At 48.3% G+C, this 20,673-nt stretch carries 16 protein-coding genes; 11 read left to right on the forward strand and 5 right to left on the reverse strand.

Annotation, left to right across the window (positions count from 1 at the left end):
• Positions 1-54: 54 nt before the first annotated feature.
• Together FHW36_RS09675 and FHW36_RS09680 are read left to right on the forward strand one after the other, a co-directional pair.
• Positions 55-2,217, forward strand: a complete 2,163-nt coding sequence (locus FHW36_RS09675) for a S9 family peptidase (protein ID WP_145666270.1) — start codon at positions 55-57, stop codon at positions 2,215-2,217.
• A gap of 37 nt (positions 2,218-2,254) precedes the next feature.
• A complete protein-coding gene (locus tag FHW36_RS09680) occupies positions 2,255-2,644 on the forward strand; it encodes a hypothetical protein (protein ID WP_145666273.1) in 390 nt (129 codons plus the stop codon).
• A 54-nt stretch (positions 2,645-2,698) separates the two neighbouring features.
• On the opposite strand, the gene FHW36_RS09685 is transcribed toward FHW36_RS09680, so the two are convergent.
• The 3 genes from FHW36_RS09685 to FHW36_RS09695 form a co-directional block, all read right to left on the reverse strand.
• Positions 2,699-3,343, reverse strand: a complete 645-nt coding sequence (locus FHW36_RS09685) for a VIT1/CCC1 transporter family protein (protein WP_145666276.1) — start codon at positions 3,341-3,343, stop codon at positions 2,699-2,701.
• A gap of 11 nt (positions 3,344-3,354) precedes the next feature.
• Entirely contained in the window at positions 3,355-4,593 is a 1,239-nt protein-coding gene (gene rocD / locus FHW36_RS09690) for an ornithine--oxo-acid transaminase (RefSeq protein WP_145666279.1), read from the reverse strand.
• Between the two features lie 124 nt (positions 4,594-4,717).
• Positions 4,718-4,978 (reverse strand): acyl-CoA-binding protein, encoded by a 261-nt coding sequence (locus FHW36_RS09695; RefSeq protein ID WP_145666282.1) that lies wholly within the window; start codon positions 4,976-4,978, stop codon positions 4,718-4,720.
• Positions 4,979-5,214: 236 nt separating this feature from the next.
• Here FHW36_RS09695 and lepA point away from each other — a divergent pair, with 236 nt between their 5' ends.
• The 3 genes from lepA to FHW36_RS09710 all read left to right on the forward strand — a co-directional run bounded on the left by lepA (position 5,215) and on the right by FHW36_RS09710 (position 10,387).
• Positions 5,215-7,008, forward strand: a complete 1,794-nt coding sequence (gene lepA / locus FHW36_RS09700; RefSeq protein WP_145666285.1) for a translation elongation factor 4 — start codon at positions 5,215-5,217, stop codon at positions 7,006-7,008.
• 121 nt (positions 7,009-7,129) lie between these two features.
• Positions 7,130-7,684, forward strand: a complete 555-nt coding sequence (locus tag FHW36_RS09705) for a thioredoxin family protein (protein ID WP_145666288.1) — start codon at positions 7,130-7,132, stop codon at positions 7,682-7,684.
• Between the two features lie 243 nt (positions 7,685-7,927).
• Positions 7,928-10,387 carry an AsmA family protein gene (locus tag FHW36_RS09710; RefSeq protein ID WP_145666291.1) on the forward strand — a complete coding sequence of 820 codons (2,460 nt, stop codon included), beginning with the start codon at positions 7,928-7,930 and terminating at the stop codon, positions 10,385-10,387.
• Positions 10,388-10,435: 48 nt separating this feature from the next.
• On the opposite strand, the gene FHW36_RS09715 is transcribed toward FHW36_RS09710, so the two are convergent.
• Positions 10,436-11,740 (reverse strand): O-acetylhomoserine aminocarboxypropyltransferase/cysteine synthase family protein, encoded by a 1,305-nt coding sequence (locus FHW36_RS09715; RefSeq protein WP_145666293.1) that lies wholly within the window; start codon positions 11,738-11,740, stop codon positions 10,436-10,438.
• 197 nt (positions 11,741-11,937) lie between these two features.
• Between FHW36_RS09715 and FHW36_RS09720 the strand changes: the two genes are divergently transcribed.
• From FHW36_RS09720 to FHW36_RS09740, 5 genes are read left to right on the forward strand one after another with little or no spacing between them, the layout of a single operon-like run.
• Positions 11,938-13,308, forward strand: coding sequence for a 3' terminal RNA ribose 2'-O-methyltransferase Hen1 (locus FHW36_RS09720; RefSeq protein ID WP_145666296.1), 1,371 nt, complete (start codon positions 11,938-11,940; stop codon positions 13,306-13,308).
• Entirely contained in the window at positions 13,308-14,069 is a 762-nt protein-coding gene (locus FHW36_RS09725) for a nucleotidyltransferase domain-containing protein (protein ID WP_186452372.1), read from the forward strand. Before FHW36_RS09720 ends, FHW36_RS09725 begins: the two co-directional genes overlap by 1 nt.
• Positions 14,059-15,138 carry a DNA polymerase beta superfamily protein gene (locus tag FHW36_RS09730; protein ID WP_145666302.1) on the forward strand — a complete coding sequence of 360 codons (1,080 nt, stop codon included), beginning with the start codon at positions 14,059-14,061 and terminating at the stop codon, positions 15,136-15,138. The genes FHW36_RS09725 and FHW36_RS09730 overlap by 11 nt, the downstream gene beginning before the upstream one ends.
• Entirely contained in the window at positions 15,119-17,722 is a 2,604-nt protein-coding gene (locus FHW36_RS09735; RefSeq protein ID WP_145666305.1) for a polynucleotide kinase-phosphatase, read from the forward strand. The genes FHW36_RS09730 and FHW36_RS09735 overlap by 20 nt, the downstream gene beginning before the upstream one ends.
• A gap of 35 nt (positions 17,723-17,757) precedes the next feature.
• On the forward strand, positions 17,758-18,705 hold the full coding sequence (locus FHW36_RS09740; RefSeq protein ID WP_145666308.1) for an NADP-dependent oxidoreductase: 948 nt from the start codon (positions 17,758-17,760) through the stop codon (positions 18,703-18,705).
• Positions 18,706-18,779: 74 nt separating this feature from the next.
• On the opposite strand, the gene manA is transcribed toward FHW36_RS09740, so the two are convergent.
• Complete coding sequence (gene manA, locus FHW36_RS09745; protein ID WP_145666311.1) at positions 18,780-19,982, reverse strand: mannose-6-phosphate isomerase, class I; 1,203 nt, start codon at positions 19,980-19,982, stop codon at positions 18,780-18,782.
• A gap of 137 nt (positions 19,983-20,119) precedes the next feature.
• Between manA and FHW36_RS09750 the strand changes: the two genes are divergently transcribed.
• Complete coding sequence (locus FHW36_RS09750) at positions 20,120-20,467, forward strand: YraN family protein (RefSeq protein WP_145666314.1); 348 nt, start codon at positions 20,120-20,122, stop codon at positions 20,465-20,467.
• Positions 20,468-20,673: the final 206 nt, after the last annotated feature.

The raw sequence follows: 20,673 nt of genomic DNA on the forward strand, positions 1-20,673 counted from the left end.
ATTTTTTTTCCGTTATAATTTAGCTACCATTGCACTTCATATTATTATAGAATAATGAAGCAACTAACCTTATTAATTGTTTTAGTAGTGCTGTATTGCCTGCCCATGCAGGCTCAGCCCGGAAAAGGAGTCCGTTGGAGCCACGATGGACAAGCTTATTTCAAGGCAACCCCGGCAGGCATCGAAGTCTATCCTCTATCAGGCGCGGCCGCCACTGTAAAAGTCCCCGCAGCCGCCTTTAATGGCCTCCCCATCAGGGATTTCTATTTTTCAGCAGATGAGAAAAAATTGCTCCTCTACACCAACGCAAAAAAAGTATGGCGCTATGAAACCCGGGGCGACTACTGGGTGCTGGATATCGCTACCGGCAAGCTGCAACAGCTGGGAAAAGGTAAACCAGCGTCTTCCCTCATGTTCGCGAAACTGTCGCCAGATGGCACTAAAGCCGCCTATGTAAGCGAACATAACATTTTCGTTGAAGACTTACAGGCCGGGAATATTACCGCGCTGACCACCGATGGTACCCGCCGTTTCATTAACGGTACTTTCGACTGGGCCTACGAAGAAGAATTCGGATGCCGCGATGGATTCCGCTGGAGCCCTGATGGTAAACAGATTGCCTACTGGCAGATCGATGCCACCAAAATCCGCGACTTCCTCATGATCAATAATACCGATTCTATCTATTCTTTCACTGTCCCCGTAGAATATCCTAAAGCAGGAGAGAGCCCTTCCGCCTGCCGCATCGGGGTAGCGAACATACAAACTGCTAAAACAACATGGATGCAGGTTCCGGGCGATCAGCAACAACATTATATTCCCCGCATGGAATGGCTGCCCGGCAAAAATGCACTGATCATCCAACAGCTGAATCGCAAACAAAACGAAAGTAAGGTGATGCTCTGCGATGCTGCCACCGGCAAAGTGCGTTCCCTTTACGAAGAAAAAGACAGCGCCTGGATCGATGTGAAATCACGCTGGGATGATGATAATATCGCTGGCTGGGACTTTATCCGTAATGGGAAGTCCTTCATCTGGGTAAGTGAGGAAGATGGCTGGCGTCATCTCTATAATGTGAATATGGAAGACAGTAAAGTTACCTTGCTTACGCCAGGTAACTACGATGTGATCAGTATCGCCAAAATAGATGAAGCGAATAATACCATCTATTTTGCGGCTTCTCCCGAAAACCCCACCCAGCAATATCTTTACAAGGTACCGTTGACCGGTGGCAAAGCAGAACGTATCACACCCGCTAACCAACCCGGTACGCATGAATACAAAATTTCTCCTTACAGCAACTGGGCCATTCATGATTTTAGCAATGCCGTTACTTACCCGGTAAATGAAAACCTGCAACTGCCTGCGCATAAAAGCAGCACCAACGTGGTGATGAACGCGATCAGCAAAGCAGCCAATGCACCCAACAAACCGGAATTCTTTGATATTACTACGGTAGATGGCGTAACCATGACGGGTTGGATGAGCAAGCCCGCCAACTTCGACCCGGCAAAAAAATACCCGGTTGTATTCTATGTATATGGCGAACCCGCAGGAGCTACTTCCCTGGATGCTATTGGCGCTGGTCGTAACTTCCTTTATGATGGCGATATGGCTGCTGATGGGTATATCTATGTGACGATGGACAACCGCGGTACCCCATTGCCTAAAGGGCGTCAGTGGCGCAAATCCATCTACCGTAAAGTAGGACTCATCAATGCCCGCGACCAGGCCATGGGCGCGCAGGCGCTGATGAAAAAATATTCCTTCATCGATCCGGAACGCGTGGCTGTATGGGGTTGGAGCGGAGGCGGTTCCATGACGCTGAACCTCTTATTCCAGTATCCCGATATTTATAAAACCGGTATTGCCATTGCAGCGGTGGGTAATGTGCTGACCTACGATAACATTTACCAGGAGCGCTACATGGGCCTGCCACAGGAGAACCGCGAAGATTTTGTAAAAGGATCGCCTATCACTTATGCACGTAACCTGAAAGGCAACCTGCTCTATATTCATGGTACCGGCGATGATAATGTGCATTACCAGAACGCGGAAATGTTGCTAAATGAACTGATTAAGTACAACCGGCAGTTCCAGTTTATGGCCTATCCTAACCGCACCCACAGCATCTCTGAGGGGCCTGGTACTTTTGAGCACCTGTCGACCTTGTACACGAATTATCTGCGGACACATTGTGAACCAGGTGGAAAATAGGCAAAAGCATTACCTTTGCCACCCTAAATAGAAAAGTATGTCCAGGACGGCTATTATTGGTATACTGGCAGTTTTGCTGGTAATTGCATGTGCTTTTTTTCCTTGGTCTTTCATTGAAAGCAAGCACCTGATGTTTACAGGAATGAATGGAACCGGCTCCAGCTACGGAGAACCAGGTAAACTAAGTATTATTCTTTCGGTGTTGGCGATCATCATATTCCTGGTGAAGAATAAATGGGTATCCAGGATGAACCTGTTCATTGTAGGCTTCCTGGTAGCCTGGACTTTCCGGAATATGTTGTTGTATTCGCGTTGTGAGATGGGAATATGCCCGCAGCCGGGAGCGGCGTTGTATGTTTCACTGGCAGCAGCGCTGCTGGCCTTTGGCTGCGTGTTGTTTACACGGACGCCCGGGAAACGTTCCTGATAATGACGATATTAAAAAAGTATGCCGGGAAAATATTTTCCCGGCATACTTTTTTTAGAAAATAGCTTTATGTAGTATCCAGGCTCCAGCCAGTATCCCGGCGCCCATAAGCCAGTATCGTAAAATAACGGGAAGCGGACGTTGGGCAGTGACCCGTGCTTTGATAAAACTAAAAAGGGTAAGCCCCAGGAAAACCAGCATGATACTGGTTTGAGAGGCAGCAGGGAAATTTTCGTTAGAGAGATAAGGCCCCAGCGATACCATTCCTCCCAATAAAAAAAAGCAGCCGGTCAGCAATCCATGCTTTATGGCACGTGAACGGCTAAACGAAGTTTCACTTACTTTTTCATGCTCCAGTAATTGTTCCCAGGAATGCGCATCCTTTTCCATCTCCTGTTCAATATGCGTGATCGTATGCGCATTGATATCGAGCTGTTGTAGTTTGGCTCTTTCTTTGTCCGATAGGAGGGGACTGTCGTGCTGCAGATCGCCCTTATTGGCCTGGAAAGCGCTGAACATTACCAGCACGCCGGCACCCAGCAGGAGGCACAGGTGAATGGTATAAAAGGTCTGCACCTCGATGGAGAATAGCTGTATTACCTGGGTGGCAAAAAACAGCAGGAAAAGTCCATCGGGAAAACCGATTAAAAAGTCTGTTTTCCATCCGGAACTACGGATGGCTTTATGGGATGCACTCATACAGTGATTAACTAGCTAAAAACCTGTTCAAGGCTCCTTTGAATGATTTGCACACAATCTGCAATCTGTGCGGCATTGATGGTCAATGGCGGTGCAAATCGTATTTTATCTCCATGGGTAGGTTTGGCCAGCAGGCCATGCACTTTTAACGTCAGGCACAGGTCCCATGCGGCTTCAGGATCCGGATGCTGAATGACAATGGCATTCAATAAGCCTTTTCCGCGTACAGTGGTGATGTAGGGAGAATGAAGATCCTCCAGGCCACTGCGTAGTAACTGGCCCATTGCCACGGCATTTTCGGCCATGTGTTCGTCCTTCAATACCTGGAGGGAAGTGATGGCCACTTTGCAGGCCAGCGGGTTACCGCCATAAGTAGAACCATGTTCCCCGGGCTTAATGGTCAGCATGATTTCATCATCGGCCAATACCGCGCTGATAGGCAGGGTACCGCCAGACAATGCTTTACCAAGGATCAATATATCCGGGCGCACCTGCTCATGGTCGCAGGCCAGCATTTTACCGGTACGGGCAAGCCCAGTTTGTATTTCATCTGCTATAAACAGTACATTGGCATCCTGGCAATATTGCCGGGCTTTGGCCAGGTATCCTTCGTCTGGCACCATCACGCCAGCTTCGCCTTGTATGGGTTCTACCAGGAATCCGGCTACGTCTTTGTCCTGCAATGCCTGTTCGAGTGCGGTCAAGCTGTTGTAAGGAATCACTTCATAACCCGGCATAAAGGGACCAAAGTTATTCCGTGCCGACGGATCAGTGCTGAAGGAGATTACATTCAGCGTACGTCCGTGGAAATTATTGGCGCATACGATAATCTTTGCCTTGTTCTGGGGGATACCTTTTACAATATAAGCCCAGTGCCGGCAGAGTTTCAGCGCTGTTTCCACGGCTTCCACACCGGTGTTCATCGGGAGCACCTTGTCGTATCCAAAGTAGCTGGTAATATACTGTGCGTATTCACCCAGCAGGTCGTTATGAAATGCACGGGAGGTGAGCGTCAGCTTTTGCGCCTGTGCTATCAGGGTAGCAATTATTTTAGGGTGACAATGCCCCTGGTTAACCGCTGAATATCCGGATAAGAAATCGTAGTAACGTTTGCCGTCTACATCCCATAAAAAAACACCTTCTCCCCGGTCCAATACAACGGGCAACGGGTGGTAGTTATGGGCACCATACTGTTCTTCCAGCGCCAGGTAATGTTGTGAATTTTCGCTTATCGTGTATGAAGGTATCATGATCCAAAAGTACGTGAAAAAAGCGTAAAGCAGAAAGCGTAAAGCTATTGCAGCGAATGACATCCGCGGTTAGTAACTAATACTCGCTTTGTTCATTCGCTGCAATAGCTTTACGATTTACGCTTTACGCTCCTTTTAGCCGCTGCACCAGCGCTACATATTCTTCCATCGCAGCTTCCCTGGTTTTGCCATTCAACTCTGCCCAGGCCTGGTGTTTGGCTTTGGCTACAAAATCGAAAGGGTTGGAAGGACCTTCGGCATCCGCATCTCCACTGGTACCCTGTTTGTATAGGGCATACAGTTGCAGTAATATCTCATTGGATGGTTTCTCTGGCAGTGTCTTGCTTTCGGCTACAGCCTGTTCAAATTGCTGGATCAGTTCCATGGTCACCTGGTTTTTATTTGTTAACAATGCGGTTTTGATGCCTCATTTTTCCTTTATGTCTATAAAGTTGAGCATTATATGTTAATATATCAAAAAAAGCCGATGATCCTTAAAAACCAACCTGTAAAACATAATTATTAAACGTATGAACTAATGAACTAAATTCAATACCTTTGCCGGCTGAAAAGGTTTAATGCAGTAAATTGCAACAGGCCTACGGAACAGCAAAACATCATATGAAGAATATTCGCAATTTTTGTATCATTGCCCATATTGACCACGGTAAAAGTACCCTGGCAGATCGTTTATTAGAGTTTACCAATACTATTTCAGACCGCGACATGCAAGCCCAGGTACTGGACGACATGGACCTGGAACGCGAAAAAGGGATCACCATCAAGAGCCACGCCATCCAGATGGACTATACCGCAAAGAATGGCGAAAAATATATTTTTAACCTGATCGATACCCCCGGTCACGTGGACTTCTCCTATGAGGTGTCCCGTGCACTGGCTGCCTGTGAAGGCGCTTTACTGCTGGTAGATGCTGCACAGGGTATCCAGGCACAAACTATTTCCAACCTCTACCTGGCATTGGAAAATGACCTGGAAATCATCCCCGTTATCAATAAAATTGATATGCCGGGGGCTATGATTGAGGAAGTGAAAGACCAGATCATAGAACTTATTGGCGTAAAAGGCGAAGAAATTCTGCTCGCATCCGGTAAAACCGGTATCGGTATTGAAGATATCCTTGAAGCAATTGTACACCGCATCCCCGCACCCAAAGGAAGCAATGAAGCACCGCTGCAGGCGCTGATCTTCGATAGCGTATTCAACTCTTTCCGCGGCATCATCGCGTATTTCCGCGTGTTTAACGGCACCATTAAGAAAGGCGACAAAATCCAATTCGTGAACAGCGGAGAGGAGTATTTTGCGGATGAAGTAGGGATACTCAAACTAGGACTAGCCCCCCGCAAAGAAGTGTTTACCGGCGATGTGGGATACATTATTACCGGTATCAAGAGCGCAAAAGAAGTAAAAGTAGGGGATACCATCACCCTGTCTAATAACCCCTGCACAGAAGGTATCAACGGGTTCCAGGAAGTAAAACCCATGGTATTTGCGGGTATTTACCCCGTAAATACGGAGGACTTCGAAGAGCTGCGCGAATGTATGGACAAACTGCAGCTGAATGATGCTTCCCTGACCTACGAGCTGGAAACATCACAGGCGCTTGGATTTGGTTTCCGCTGCGGATTCCTGGGTATGTTGCACATGGAAATCATCCAGGAACGCCTGGAAAGGGAGTTTAACCAAACGGTGATCACCACCGTACCCAACGTAAGCTTTATTGCACACACTACCCGGGAAGGCGTAGTGATCGTGAATAACCCCAGTGAAATGCCCGATCCTACAATGCTCGACAGGATTGAAGAGCCTTTCATCCGGGCACAAATCATTACCAAACCAGAATACATCGGCAACATCATGACCCTCTGCCTGGGTAAACGTGGTAACCTGCTCAATCAAAGCTACCTGACCACCACCCGCGTAGAGCTGATGTTTGAAATACCGCTCACTGAAATCGTATTCGACTTCTACGATAAGCTGAAAAGCCAGACCCGTGGCTACGCTTCGTTCGACTATACGCCAATAGGCTTCCGCGACAGCGATATCGTGAAAATGGACATCCTCCTGAATGGCGATAAAGTGGATGCACTCAGCGCCCTGATTCACCGCAGCCGCGCCCAGGACTTTGGCCGCAAATTGACCGAGAAACTGAAAGAACTGCTGCCCCGCCAGCAATTCCTCATCGCCATACAGGCCGCCATCGGGGCTAAAATCGTGGCCCGCGAAAATATCAGTGCTATGCGTAAAGACGTAACGGCGAAATGTTATGGCGGTGATATTTCCCGTAAACGTAAACTCCTCGAGAAACAGAAAGAAGGTAAGAAACGTATGCGTCAGATCGGTAACGTAGAAATTCCGCAGGAAGCATTCCTCGCGGTGTTGAAACTGGACGACTAAATGCATCAACAATACTACATGGGATAGCGAAGATGCCGGCCAACTACCTGCCGGTATCTTCGCTAATCTTTTTTAAATGAGAAGAGAGATTAACCTTATTTTTGAGTAAAACCAATCACCCATGCGATCTCTATTACTTTCCTTCTGCTGCCTGCTTGCAATAAGCATATTTACGGAAGCACAAGCCCAGCAAGCCCCCCCAGCGGCCGGCCAGGTGGTAAAAGAAGCCTGCAGCAAAGCCGCTAAAAACAACAAAAAGGTATTCGTTATTTTCCACGCCTCCTGGTGCGGCTGGTGCCACAGGATGGACACCGCCATGAACGACGCTTCCTGTAAAAAATATTTTACTGACAATTACGAAATCCGTCATATTACCGTCCTGGAAAACGGCGACAAAAAATCGCTCGAAAACCCCGGTGGATTTGACATGCTGGCCAAATATAACGGTGATAAGGAAGGCATCCCTTTCTGGCTTATTTTAAGCCCGGGCGGGGAGCTGCTGGCCGATAGCCGTATGAAAGATGCCGCCACAGGAAAATTGCAGAATGTAGGTTGCCCGGCTCAGAAAGCAGAAGTAGACTACTTTATCACACTTCTCGAAAAAACTTCCCGGATGAAAAGTACAGAACTCGACGCTATTCGTACCCGGTTCAGTAAGATCGCTCCCGGTCACTAGAAAACTATTTATACCGGGTGTGGCAAACAAGTGGGCACCCGGTATTACGTATTCCCCAATTTCGGACGGCCCTCACCGTTACTGTGGTGTTATAGCAGCTATTGTGGCTTTTTTGCCTCAACTATTCCTGGTTTCAGCCCCATATTCTCACTAATCCAGTCCCCAGACCAGCAGGCATGGTTTTTAGCAGTATTAAACTGTTTACCCTTTCATCTGTTATAGCAAATAAAAAACCTTTACCGTATGCGAAAATGGCTCCGGATAATACTCCTGGGATGCGGCATAATGATAGCTTTAGTTGTACTGTTGTTCCTTGGGATGACCTGGTATATACATGCTAACAAAACGGAGTTCCTGAAGCAACTGACCGCCCAGTTAAACGACCGGCTGAATGGAAAATTGACTATCCAGGATATGGAACCCTCCCTGCTGAAGAGCTTTCCCAATGTATCTATTGCCTTGAAAAAAGTAGTGTTACAAGATAGCCTCTGGCAGCAACACCGGCACGCCCTGGTGGACGTAGACTACATTTTCGTACGGGTAAATACGTTATCACTGTTACGCAAGTACGTAGATGTGAATGAAGTAACATTACAGGATGGTACCTTGTTTTTATATACTGATTCTACCGGATATTCCAATACCTACGTATTGCAAGGGACAGGTAATAAGCAGAAAGCCGGTAGCCACAAAGACGCCAACATCCGGCAACTGCTGTTACGCAATATCAATTTTGTGATAGACAACCGGCAAAAATTCAAGCTGTTTCAACTAACGATCAACCGGCTGGATGGCAAGGTGAAAGCGTCCGACAGCACGATACAAGTCACGGTACTATCCAATATTCTCTCTAAAAATTTTGAGTTCAATACCCTCAAGGGTAGTTACCTGAAGGATAAATTGTTACAACTGAACCTGTCGGTAATCTTCAATAAACGCACGAAAATAATGACGGTGCCGCCACAGGAAATCAGGATAGACGATCACCCGGTGCAAATCGCCGGACAGTTTGGCTTCGGGGAAAAACCACCGCCGTTTCAATTAAAAATTAATGCCAACCAGGTGCTCCTGAAAGATGCGGCTACCTGGCTGCCACCTAATATCAGCACGAAGTTAAATAGCATTACCCTCTCGAAGCCATTGGATGCCCAGGCCGACCTGGCCGGGCATATGAAATTCCGTGATACGCCCGATGTACGCGTTACCTGGAAAACCACCGGCAACGTGCTGGTTACCACCATGGGAGAGTGGACGAACTGCAATTTCACTGGCCGGTTTAATAATGAAGTGCTGCCCGGCCGGGGACATACCGACGAAAACTCAGCAGTGACCATTTTTGGCCTGAGCGCTGATTTATCAGGTGTTCCCCTGAAAGCAGATACCATCCGGGTGGTGAACCTGAAACAGCCCCTGTTACATGGGCATTTCCGGTCAGCTTTCCCGCTTACCACCCTGAACGGCGCCACACCCGACGATGCGCCCATCCTGTTCAAAGATGGCAATGCCGATGCCGACCTGTTTTACACGGGACCACTGCTGAAAGATGATAATACCGGATCATCGCTGCAAGGCGTGGTGAAGATACAGAAGGGCGCTTTTAGCTACCTGCCGCGTAACTTGGATTTTCACGACGCCAGCGCCACCCTGCGTTTCACCGGGCAAGACCTGCTGCTGGAAAATATCCATATACAATCTGCCAAAAGCAGTCTACAGATGGATGGCGCCATCAAAAACCTGCTGAACCTGTACTTCACCACGCCCGAAAAAATAGCGATCAATTGGAATATACGAAGCCCATTGGTAGACCTCAATGAGTTTAAAAGTTTCCTGTCACCCCGTAAAAAAGCCAAACCTTCCCGCGCTCAGCAAAAGGCAAAAATGGGTCGGGTATCCCAACAGCTCGACGTGGTATTAGCTTCCAGCAATGTAAATATGCAGGTATTGCTGGACAAGGTAATCTATCAGCGTTTTACCGCCCAACAGGTAAAAGCTGTTGTGGATCTAACGAATACGGATATACTATTGAAGCAGATTGCCTTGCAACATGCCGGCGGCAATATGCAGATGGCTGGAAATGTACACCAGGAAGGGAACAACAACTATTTCCAGGTAAATGCAACAGTAAATAATGTGCATATCAGCCAACTATTTTATGCGTTCAATAATTTCGGATTGGATGGGTTGACAGCCGAAAATCTAAAAGGAAATGTATCCGCCAAAGTGAATCTGAAAGGTAATATCCTGGATAATGGCACATTGGCGAAGCGGTCTTTGTCTGGATCGGTCAACTTCAACCTGAGAAACGGCGCGCTGCTTAACTTCGGGCCGCTGACGGATATCGGGAATTTCGCATTCCGTAAACGCCACCTCGACAGCATCACGTTCGAGAACCTGAGCAACACGTTCCAGATAGCCGGGAATAAGATAACGATTCCACCCATGCGCATTGCTTCCAGTGCGGTGAATATAGATGTACAAGGCGTCTACGGCCTGGATGGCGGCACCAACATTAACCTGGATGTGCCTTTGCGAAATCCCGCGAAAGATACAGGCATCACCGATAAAGAAGAGAAACGTAAACGCAGCCGGAGAGGAATTATATTGCACCTGAGAGCCGTATCAGAAAAAGATGGCAAGGTGAAAATAAAGCTGGGGAAGGGGGATGACGGCCGGGATGACGGAGGTAAGATTGTAGATGAATAATAGTTACCGGCACACAGCTGCGCTGCATGCCGGCCATCCAGGTTGGTGCTAGCGAATAGCATCAAATCCCTGGCTCAGGTCGCCCTTGATATCATCAATATGTTCTATACCCAATGAAATGCGCAGTACGCCTGGCGCTACGCCGGCTTTCCTTTGCTCTTCCTCGCTCAACTGCTGGTGCGTGGTAGTGGCCGGGTGAATGATCAGCGTTTTGGAATCACCTACGTTGGCCAGGTGATATACTAACTTCAACGACTGCACGAATTTATCAGCTGCTTCTTTACCACCTTTGATTTTAAATGATAATACGCCGCCAAAGCCATGTCGCAGGTATTTCTTACCCAGCTCATGGTATTTGTTGCCGGTCAGTCCGGGGTAGTTGACGGAATCTACCTGTGGATGCTGTTGCAGCCATTCGGCCAATGCCAGCGCATTATCCACCGTCCGTTGTACCCGCAGGGATAATGTTTCCAGTCCCTGGATGAAGAGGAAAGCATTTTGCGGCGAGAGGGCAGGGCCCCAGCTCCGCAGTCCCGCTACGCGCGCACGGATAATATAAGCAATGTTGCCAAACGGACTATGGTCGCCAAATACTTCCCAGAATTTCATGCCATGATATGCTTCATCTGGTTCGCTGAACTGTTTAAACTTACCATTACCCCAGTTATAATTGCCACCATCTACAATGATGCCACCTATGCTGGTGCCATGTCCGCCAATCCATTTGGTAGCGGCTTCCACTACCACATTGGCGCCGTGTTCCAGCGGACGGCACAGGTAACCGCCTGCGCCAAAAGTATTGTCTACTACCAGTGGCAGGTCGTGCTTACGCGCAATAGCGCTGATCTTTTCAAAGTCAGGAATGGCAAACCCTGGGTTACCGATGGTTTCCACATAGATTGCTTTGGTATCTGCATCTATTAACGCCTCGAAGCTCTCCGGCTTATCCAGATCTGCAAAACGGGCTTCAACACCAATACGCTTAAAGCTTACTTTAAATTGGTTGAAAGTACCTCCATACAGGTAAGAGGAGCATACAAAATTATCGCCCGGCAATAAAATATTATGGAGCGCGATGAACTGTGCCGCCTGCCCCGATGCTACTGCCAATGCGCCTACGCCGCCTTCCAGTGCAGCTACTCTTTTCTCAAATACATCCGTAGTAGGATTCATGATACGGGTGTAGATGTTACCAAACTGTTTCAACTGGAACAGGTCTGCTGCATGTTCTGCACTGTCGAATGTATAAGAAGTGGTTTGGTAAATAGGTACGGCTGCCGCATGTGTGGAAGATTCCGGCTGGTAGCCCGCATGTACCTGCAATGTGTCGAAATGTAATGGCTTAGTAGACATAACTGGGGATTTAGAATAGATATAAAAAGTCCACAAATATAGTAGACTAATTGTAATAACAAAATATTTTACCCGTATTATATTTCAGAGAAGATATTCGGGAGATATGTCATGAATTTGTACTAAATGATAAAAAAGAATATCTTCGTTTTATTCATGATAAAAAACGTGCTTTTGTGAAGGAGCACAGTTGACCGATGTTATTAACTATTACGACTAAACGTTACCCCGCGACCGACCTTGGCTACCTGTTGCATAAACATCCCGCTAAAGTACAAACTGTAACACTGACAGCAGGCAGTGCCCATATCTTTTACCCGGAGGCAACTGATCAAAGCTGTACCGCCGCTTTACTGCTGGATATAGACCCGGTGCGCCTGGTACGCGGCAATAATGGGCCGGCAGATTTTGTACTGGAACAGTATGTGAATGACCGGCCTTATGTGGCCTCTTCTTTTATGAGTGCGGCCATTGCTCAGGCTTACTCTTCTGCCATGAACGGGCGTTGTAAAGACAAGCCCCACCTGGTAGATGAAGCCATCCCGTTTGAAATCAATTTGTCTGTATTACCGGTAAAAGGCGGAGAAGCCCTGCTGCGGGAGTTCTTTGAGCCTTTGGGTTACGATATCACGGTGCAATCGCACCTATTGGACGAACAGTTTCCTGAATGGGGACAAAGCCGTTACTTTAATGTAACGCTGCGTCATACCCTGCCGCTTAAAACTATCCTAAGCCAGCTGTATATCCTCATCCCCGTATGCGATAATGATAAACATTATTTTATAGGCGGGCATGAGATCGAAAAGCTCATGGAGAAAGGGAAAGGCTGGCTGGATACCCATCCGGCCAAAGAACTGATTACCCGCCGTTACCTGCGGTATATCGGCCCCCTCGCCAAAGAAGCGTTGGGCATGATTATGAAAGACGAGGTACTGCCAGTAGAAGAGAAGCAGCCGAAAGACAAAATAAGACTGCACGACCTGCGCCTGCAAACCGTGAGGGAAATACTCCTGGAACTGAATGTAGCCACCGTGGCCGATATGGGATGTGGCGAAGGAAAGTTGTTACGCTTACTAATGGAAAAGCCGGCATTTAAGAAAATCCTGGGCATGGATGTTAGCTACCATGCGCTGGAAATTGCCCAGAGCAAACTGAAAATGGACCGACTGCCTGAAATGCAGCGGGCCAGGCTGCAACTGGTACAGGGCGCCCTAACGTACAGGGATAAACGCTTATCAGGTTTTGATGCCGGCGTATTGGTAGAAGTGATTGAACACCTGGATGAACCCCGCCTCGCCGCGTTGGAAAAGGTGGTGTTTGAGTATGCCCGGCCGCAGTACGTGATCATTACCACCGTTAATGCCGAGTACAACGTGCTATATGAAAAGCTTGACAGCGGCGCTTTCCGGCACACCGACCACCGTTTTGAATGGACAAGATCGCAGTTTGCCACCTGGGGCGACCGGGTAGCCACACAATTTGGTTATGAAGTATCTTACAGGCCGTTGGGAGAAACAGATGAAGTACTGGGAGGTCCCAGCCAGCTGGCCTTATTTAAACGTTCATGATGGAAACAAATATATTGCAACAGATAAAAACACTGGAAGAAGAACACCAGGTGAAAATCCTTTACGCCTGCGAATCAGGCAGCCGCGCCTGGGGCTTTGCCTCTACAGACAGCGATTATGACGTACGCTTTATTTATGCCCGTCATAAAGATAGTTACCTGAGCATCCTGGAACAGCGCGATGTGATTGAACTGCCGGTAGATGAAGTGCTGGATGTAAGCGGCTGGGATATCCGCAAAGGACTTCAGCTATTCCTGAAATCCAATGCGCCGCTCTATGAATGGCTGCAATCACCGGTGGTATACCAGGAAACCACCGACTTTAAAGAAACGCTTGCCGGCTTAATGGAGAAATATTTTTCGCCCCGTTCAGGTTGTCACCACTACCTGTCTATGGCTACCAATGTATTTACCAACGAGCTGTCCGGCGCTTCGGTGAAGCTCAAGAAATACTTTTATGTGCTTCGTCCCCTGCTCGCCTGCCAATGGATCCTGGCTGGCAAAGGCGTGCCCCCGATGGAGTTTTCCAGGCTTCGTACCTTGATTACTGATGCCGGCATACAGACAGCTATTGATCACCTGCTGCAGCTGAAAGCCGGCGCCGATGAGCAACTGATGGTACCTGCCATGCCGGAATTACATCAGTGGATAGCTGGCATACTGGAGGAATGCAGGTACCAGGCAGCGGAATTACCGGTGGTAAAGAACGATGCGACCGAACTGGACGACCTCTTCCGTAAATATATTTCCGATGACTTTTGAGGAGTTAAAGCAACAACGGTCCTGTATACTGTTGGAATGCATCAGCGGGAGCAAGGCCTATAACCTGCAGGTGCCTACATCAGATACCGATATAAAAGGGGTATTTATATTACCTCAATCAGAATTATATGGTATGTCCTATACTCCACAGGTAGCCAATGAGAGCAACGATGAAGTATATTTTGAAATCAGGCGCTTCCTGGAATTGCTGGAAAAGAATAATCCCAATATACTGGAATTGCTCAGCACTACAGCGCAAAACGAATTATACCGTCACCCCCTGATGGACCTGGTAAAACCGGCAGACTTTTTATCCCGCTTATGCCTGGATACCTTTGCCGGCTATGCAAAAGCCCAGATTAAGAAGGCGAAGGGATTGAATAAAAAAATCAATCAATCCTACCCCAAAACCAGGAAACCCGTCATTGAGTTTTGCTACGTGATCAGCGGAGGACAGAGTATGCCATTACTGGAATGGCTATACGAAAAAGGATGGCGTCCCGAAGATTGTGGCCTGTCGAAGATCGACCATTTCCGGGATGTATATGCCCTGTACCACCGGCAACAGTTTACTACGGCGGTGGCCTTCAAAGGTATTTTTTCGGGAGAAAATGCTAACGACGTGCAGCTAAGCTCCGTGCCTCGGGGTGTGGACCCGCCGGGCATTATGCACTTTAACAAAGATGGATATACCGTGTATTGCAAAGACTTTGCCTCCTACTGGGAATGGGTAGAGTTGCGCAACGACGCCCGCTATCAGCATAACCAGTTGCTGGGCGCGGATTATGACAGCAAGCACATGATGCATACCTTTCGCCTGCTCAATATGGCAGCCGAAATAGCCCGCTACAAAGAAGTACGGGTATACAGAGAAGACCGCGATTTTTTATTACGTATCCGTAACGGGGAATTCAGTTATGATACGTTGCTGGAAATGGCGGCCGAAAAATTAGATCAAATGGAACAATTATATGCTGCGTCAGATTTACCGGAACAACCGGATCCGGCACTGGCGGCATCATTGTTAATCCGCATCAGAGAGGAGTATTATGTCCCGAAGAAACACTAAACTATCACATATCTCTATACCAGAATTATCGCTGGTATTATTAATCGGCCCTTCTGGCGCCGGGAAATCTACGTTTGCCCGCAAATTTTTTAAGTCCACGGAGGTCATTTCCTCTGATGTTTGCCGGGGATTGATCAGTGATGACGAAAATAACCAGGCCGTATCGGCAGATGCCTTTGAAGTGGTTCGTTTTATTGCCGCTAAGCGCCTTAAGCTGGGACTGCTCACCGTGATCGACGCTACCAACGTACAGCCGGAATCCCGGAAAGAATGGGTGCGACTGGCCCGCGAATACCACGTGTTGCCGGTGGCTATTGTATTGAATATGCCCGAACGGGTTTGCCAGGATCGCAACGTGTTGCGCACTGATCGTAATTTCGGCGCTCACGTGATTCCCCAACAGATTGGTCAGCTGAAGCGCGGACTACGCGGTTTGCGGGAAGAAGGCTTCCGACATATTTTCGAGATGCGCTCGGAAGAAGACGTGGCCATGCTGGAAACAATTACCCGCACGCCACTCTATAATAATAAGAAAGAGGAACACGGTCCCTTCGATATTATCGGGGATGTACACGGCTGTTACGATGAACTGTGTACGCTGTTGCATACCCTGGGCTACCAGTTGGACAAGGAAAATGCGACGCTGATCAGCGCCGCCACCACTACTACCGCCGACGGGTACACGCTTATCCGTAAACCTGTATTTGTGGGCGACCTGGTAGATCGTGGCCCCAAGTCCCCACAGGTGTTGCGCCTGGTGATGAATATGGTAGGCAATGGGCAGGCGTTATGCGTGCCTGGTAACCACGATGCCAAACTACTCCGCTATCTCAACGGCAAAAACGTACAGCTGCGGCATGGCCTGGAACAAACCGTGGCGCAGCTGGCAGGTGAAACGCCGGCTTTCCTGGAATCGGTGAAATCATTCATCGACGGCCTGGTAAGTCATTATGTGTTAGACGACGGTAAGCTGGTAGTCGCACATGCAGGCCTGAAAGAAAGTATGCAGGGCCGCGGCTCCGGTGCTGTAAGGGAGTTTTGCCTGTATGGCGAAACCACCGGGGAAACAGATGAATTCGGTCTCCCGGTAAGATATAACTGGGCACTGGAGTACAAAGGCCGCGCCATGGTGGTATACGGGCATACCCCGGTACCTGTTGCACAATGGCTAAATAACACCATTGATATAGATACCGGTTGCGTATTTGGTGCATCGCTGACCGCCCTGCGATACCCGGAAAGGGAGCTGGTAAGCGTACCTGCGCTGGAAGAATACGCCGTACCTGCCCGGCCCATTGGCTATAATGCGGAGAGTACGCTCAGCGTACAACAGCAATACGATGGCGTGTTGGATATCGCCGATTTTACAGGCAAACAAATCCTGGAAACGCGCTACAGTCACAACATCACGATCCGGGAAGAAAACAATATTGCTGCGCTGGAGGTGATGAGCCGCTTTGCGGTGAACCCGAAATGGTTGATTTATTTGCCTCCTACCATGTCGCCTGCTGAAACCAGCCAGGAGCCAGGCATGCTGGAAAATCCAGCAGAGGGACTGCAATATTTCCGGGATGCCGGGATCACAAAAGTGATCTGTGAAACCAAGCATATGGGTTCCCGTGCCGTAGTGATTGTATGCCGGGATGAAGCAGCGGCAGCGGCCCGTTTTGGCGTAACAGGAGAAGGTAACGGCATCGTATATACGCGAACCGGACGCGCTTTCTTTACCGATAAACAAATGGAACAGGCGTTTATAGCCCGTATCAATACAGCGCTGATCAATACCGGCTTTTATGAAAGTTTCGATACCGACTGGGTATGTCTCGATGCAGAGTTGATGCCCTGGAGCGCCAAAGCCCAGGCATTGCTGCAACATCAGTATGCGGCGGTGGGCGCTGCTGCGGGGCATGCGCTGCCGGCAGTGATGAATGCTTTACAACAGGCAGTATCCAATGGTGCGCCCGCACAGGCTTTGCTGGACAAGTACAGCCAACGCCTGGGGCAAACAACTCGGTATGCAGCCGCCTACCGGCAGTATTGCTGGCCGGTAAATGAGCTCAGCGACTATAAACTGGCGCCATTTCATATCATGGCCACGGAGGGTAAAACGTACTTCGACAAGGACCATGAATGGCATATGTCTGCCATAAAAAATATTTGCGCCGGCGATAAACAAATACTACTCGCTACGCCTTACCTGTTGGTCGACATCGGAGATGCCGAAAGCGAAAAGGCCGCCATTACCTGGTGGGAACAGCTGACGGCTGCCGGAGGAGAGGGGATGGTTATTAAACCGTATACTTTCCTCAGCAAAGATGCCAAAGGGCTGATTCAACCGGCGATTAAAATCCGTGGAAAGGAGTACCTGCGGATCATATATGGACCGGAATACGACGCGGAAGAAAATTTAGCGCGCCTGCGCAGCCGTAAGCTCTCCGGGAAACGATCACTGGCATTGCGGGAATTTGCCCTGGGATTGGAAGCATTGGAGCGATTTGTAAATAAAGAGCCTTTGCAGCTGGTACATCGATGCGTATTTGCTATTTTAGCGTTAGAGAGTGAAGCGGTAGATCCACGATTGTAAATCAATATATCTTTCTACATACTAAAAACATTCTTATGAAAGCGGTAGCCGTATCGAAATTTAAAGACATTCCCACGGTGATGGATTTACCCAAGCCGGCAGTGCGACCAGGCACAGTGTTGATTAAAGTAGCCGCTGCCGGCATCAACCCATTCGACTGGAAAATGGTAGATGGTATTATGGATGGAGCCATGCCGCATCAGTTTCCGCTCATCATGGGCGTAGATGGCGCCGGTACGGTGGACGAAGTAGGCGAAGGGGTTACCCGGTTCAAAAAAGGCGATAAAGTATATGGGCAGTTTATTCACGCACCTATCGGAGAAGGGTCCTATGCTGAGTATGCCATCGTACCGGAGAAGTCGGGGCTCACGCTGGCGCCATCCAGCCTGTCGGCCGCCGAAGCCGCAGCTGTGCCTACTTCCGGCATGACGGCCCAGCAAATGCTGGATCACCTGAACCTGCAGGAAGGCGATACCCTCCTGGTGGTAGGTGCTACTGGTGGTGTTGGCTCTTTTACCGTACAGTTGGCAAAATTACAGGGCATTCATGTGATAGCTACGGTGGGCGATGATGCCGCCGCTGAGAGAATGAAAAAGTTGGGCGCTACGGTAACAATTAACTATAAAGCAGCACCTCTGGCGCAACAAGTGAAAGCTAAATATCCGGGCGGTGTAGATGGATTGATCGATGTGGCCAGCGATGGCGCAGGATTTACCGCTAATCTCGACCTGGTAAGACCCGGTGGGGGAGCGCTGACTACTGTGTTTGTGGCCGACGAAGCCGCCCTCAAGGCCCGGAGCATTCATGGAGGCAATTTCGAAACCAAGGGAAGCGCTGCATCCCTCGACACGCTTTCACTCATTATTGACCGGGGAGAATTACAGGTACCTGTAGAGAATAAAATCAGGCTGGAGGATGTGCCAGAGGCTATTGCCCTGAGCCGCCAGGCGAAAGGCAAGGGAAAGACCGTGATTATTATCTGATAAGTTTCTCAATAAAAAAAGCTATTGAAATGGAGGTTGTCCTTTTCAATAGCTTTTTTATTGGTGCAATTATTTTATTTCAGTCTTCCCGCAGTAGCCTTAAAAATCTCCGCATTTCCGGTAACCTGGTAAGTAGCATTGTAGGCAGTGAAAACGCACTGGCCTTTCTGCAGGGCAATGGTGTCTTCTCCTTTAATAGTAGCACTACCGTTTATCACGATCAGGATTTCTGCCGCCCGGGCAGTATGCTGATAGGTTTGTCCTTCGGAGATATTTATTTTACTTACTTCGAAATCCGGAGCAGGCGATGGATAAATTCTCTCCAATCCATCGGCACTCAGATCGCCTTTAATAACATGTGGGTGGATGCCTTCAAAACGGGTATGTTTCAGCAACTCTGGTACATCTACATGTTTGGGAGTAAGACCACCCCGCAGTACATTGTCTGAATTGGCCATCAGCTCTACGTTCTGTCCTTCGAGATAGGCATGTGGTACGCCCGCATCCTGGAATACGGCATCCCCGGGCTGTACCTGCATGATGTTAAAGAAGTAAATAGAGAAGATACCCCTGTCCAGCTTATCCTTACTGTTAGGATCATTTAACACGGCACGGGCAGCCCAGAAGCCCGGATCTGTTTTCGCTAACTGGTTAGCTCTATACAGCGGTATGAGACGATCGGTTAGCGGGCGGAGAATAATATTCACCAGCGATTGTGGCATCTCCATTACATTTTTATACAAACCGAAGTAACCTTCATTTTCGTATATGCTTACCAGTGAAGTAAATTCCGGAACCGCATTTAAGACCTCCTGCAATTGTGCATGTGGCAGAAAGCCGTGTAACAGGTAAAACTCGCTCAACGCCACCATAATTTCAGGTTTATGGTTGTCGTCTTTATAGTTACGGTTAGGTGCATTCAGCGGAATGCCTTCCGCATTTTCCCTGGCAAATCCTTTCTCTGCTTCACTTTTAGTAGGATGCACCTGTATAGACAACATGTCTTTTACATCCAGTATCTTAAAAAGAAAGGGCAGTTCTTTGAATTTTTCCCATACCGCCGGGCCGGTAATATTGGCCGGATCCTGCTGTATCAGCTGGTTCAGCGGTTCCTGGCTGCTGGCCGTCGTAATGAGGGAAGGTGCGCTGGGATGCGCACCCATCCAGTATTCTGCACTAGGTTGATCAGTAGGCTTGATGCCCAGCAATTCAGGAATGTAGGTATACCCTCCCCATGCATAATGCTGCACTTTTCCTTCCAGTCTGAATAAGTTCATATATGGTTATCTGTTTTACTTTGTTAAATAGCAGAGAATGAATAAATTTATATGCCTGCAAAAATAGGTGTTAAGTAGAATATTTTTCCCGTGATTATTCTCACTTAACAGTTTGTGATACCTAACCCTGAAAATAAATGCATCATTTATCGTTGGGCCGGCAGGGCGAAGCCATCGCCCAGGCTTACGTGCGCCGCCACTGCAGCGTGTTGCATGTCAACTGGAAATCCGGACGGAGAGAAATAGACATCGTTGCCGGAAAAGATAACAGTATCTATTTTATTGAAGTAAAAACGCGTTGCGGCGATCGTTATGGATGGCCGGAAGAGGCGGTCAATTATAAAAAGGAAGAACACATCCGCAGTGTGGCCACCGATTACCTGCTGCAATATGCATTGCATCCGGTAAGTATCCGGTTCGATATTATCGCCATTACTTTTTATGGCAACACCTATGACTTGGTGCATTTGAGAGATGTGTTCTAAAGATCGGGCTTTTCCCTTTATACCCTGTTTCTTAACCAGTTATTAACAAAAAAATGCCTGTAATAATTCTATAATAGTATCATTATTTATATATTTGCATCGCTTTTATAGTTTACCCCTTGTTGTTACCCACTCCGGTATACCGGTAGTTTTCAAGCAAGTTATTTTCCTGGGAAAGACCCATAACGAGGTGATGACAACCTATG

It is taken from the genome of Chitinophaga polysaccharea (assembly GCF_007829335.1).
Taxonomy (GTDB): Bacteria; Bacteroidota; Bacteroidia; order Chitinophagales; family Chitinophagaceae; genus Chitinophaga; species Chitinophaga polysaccharea_B.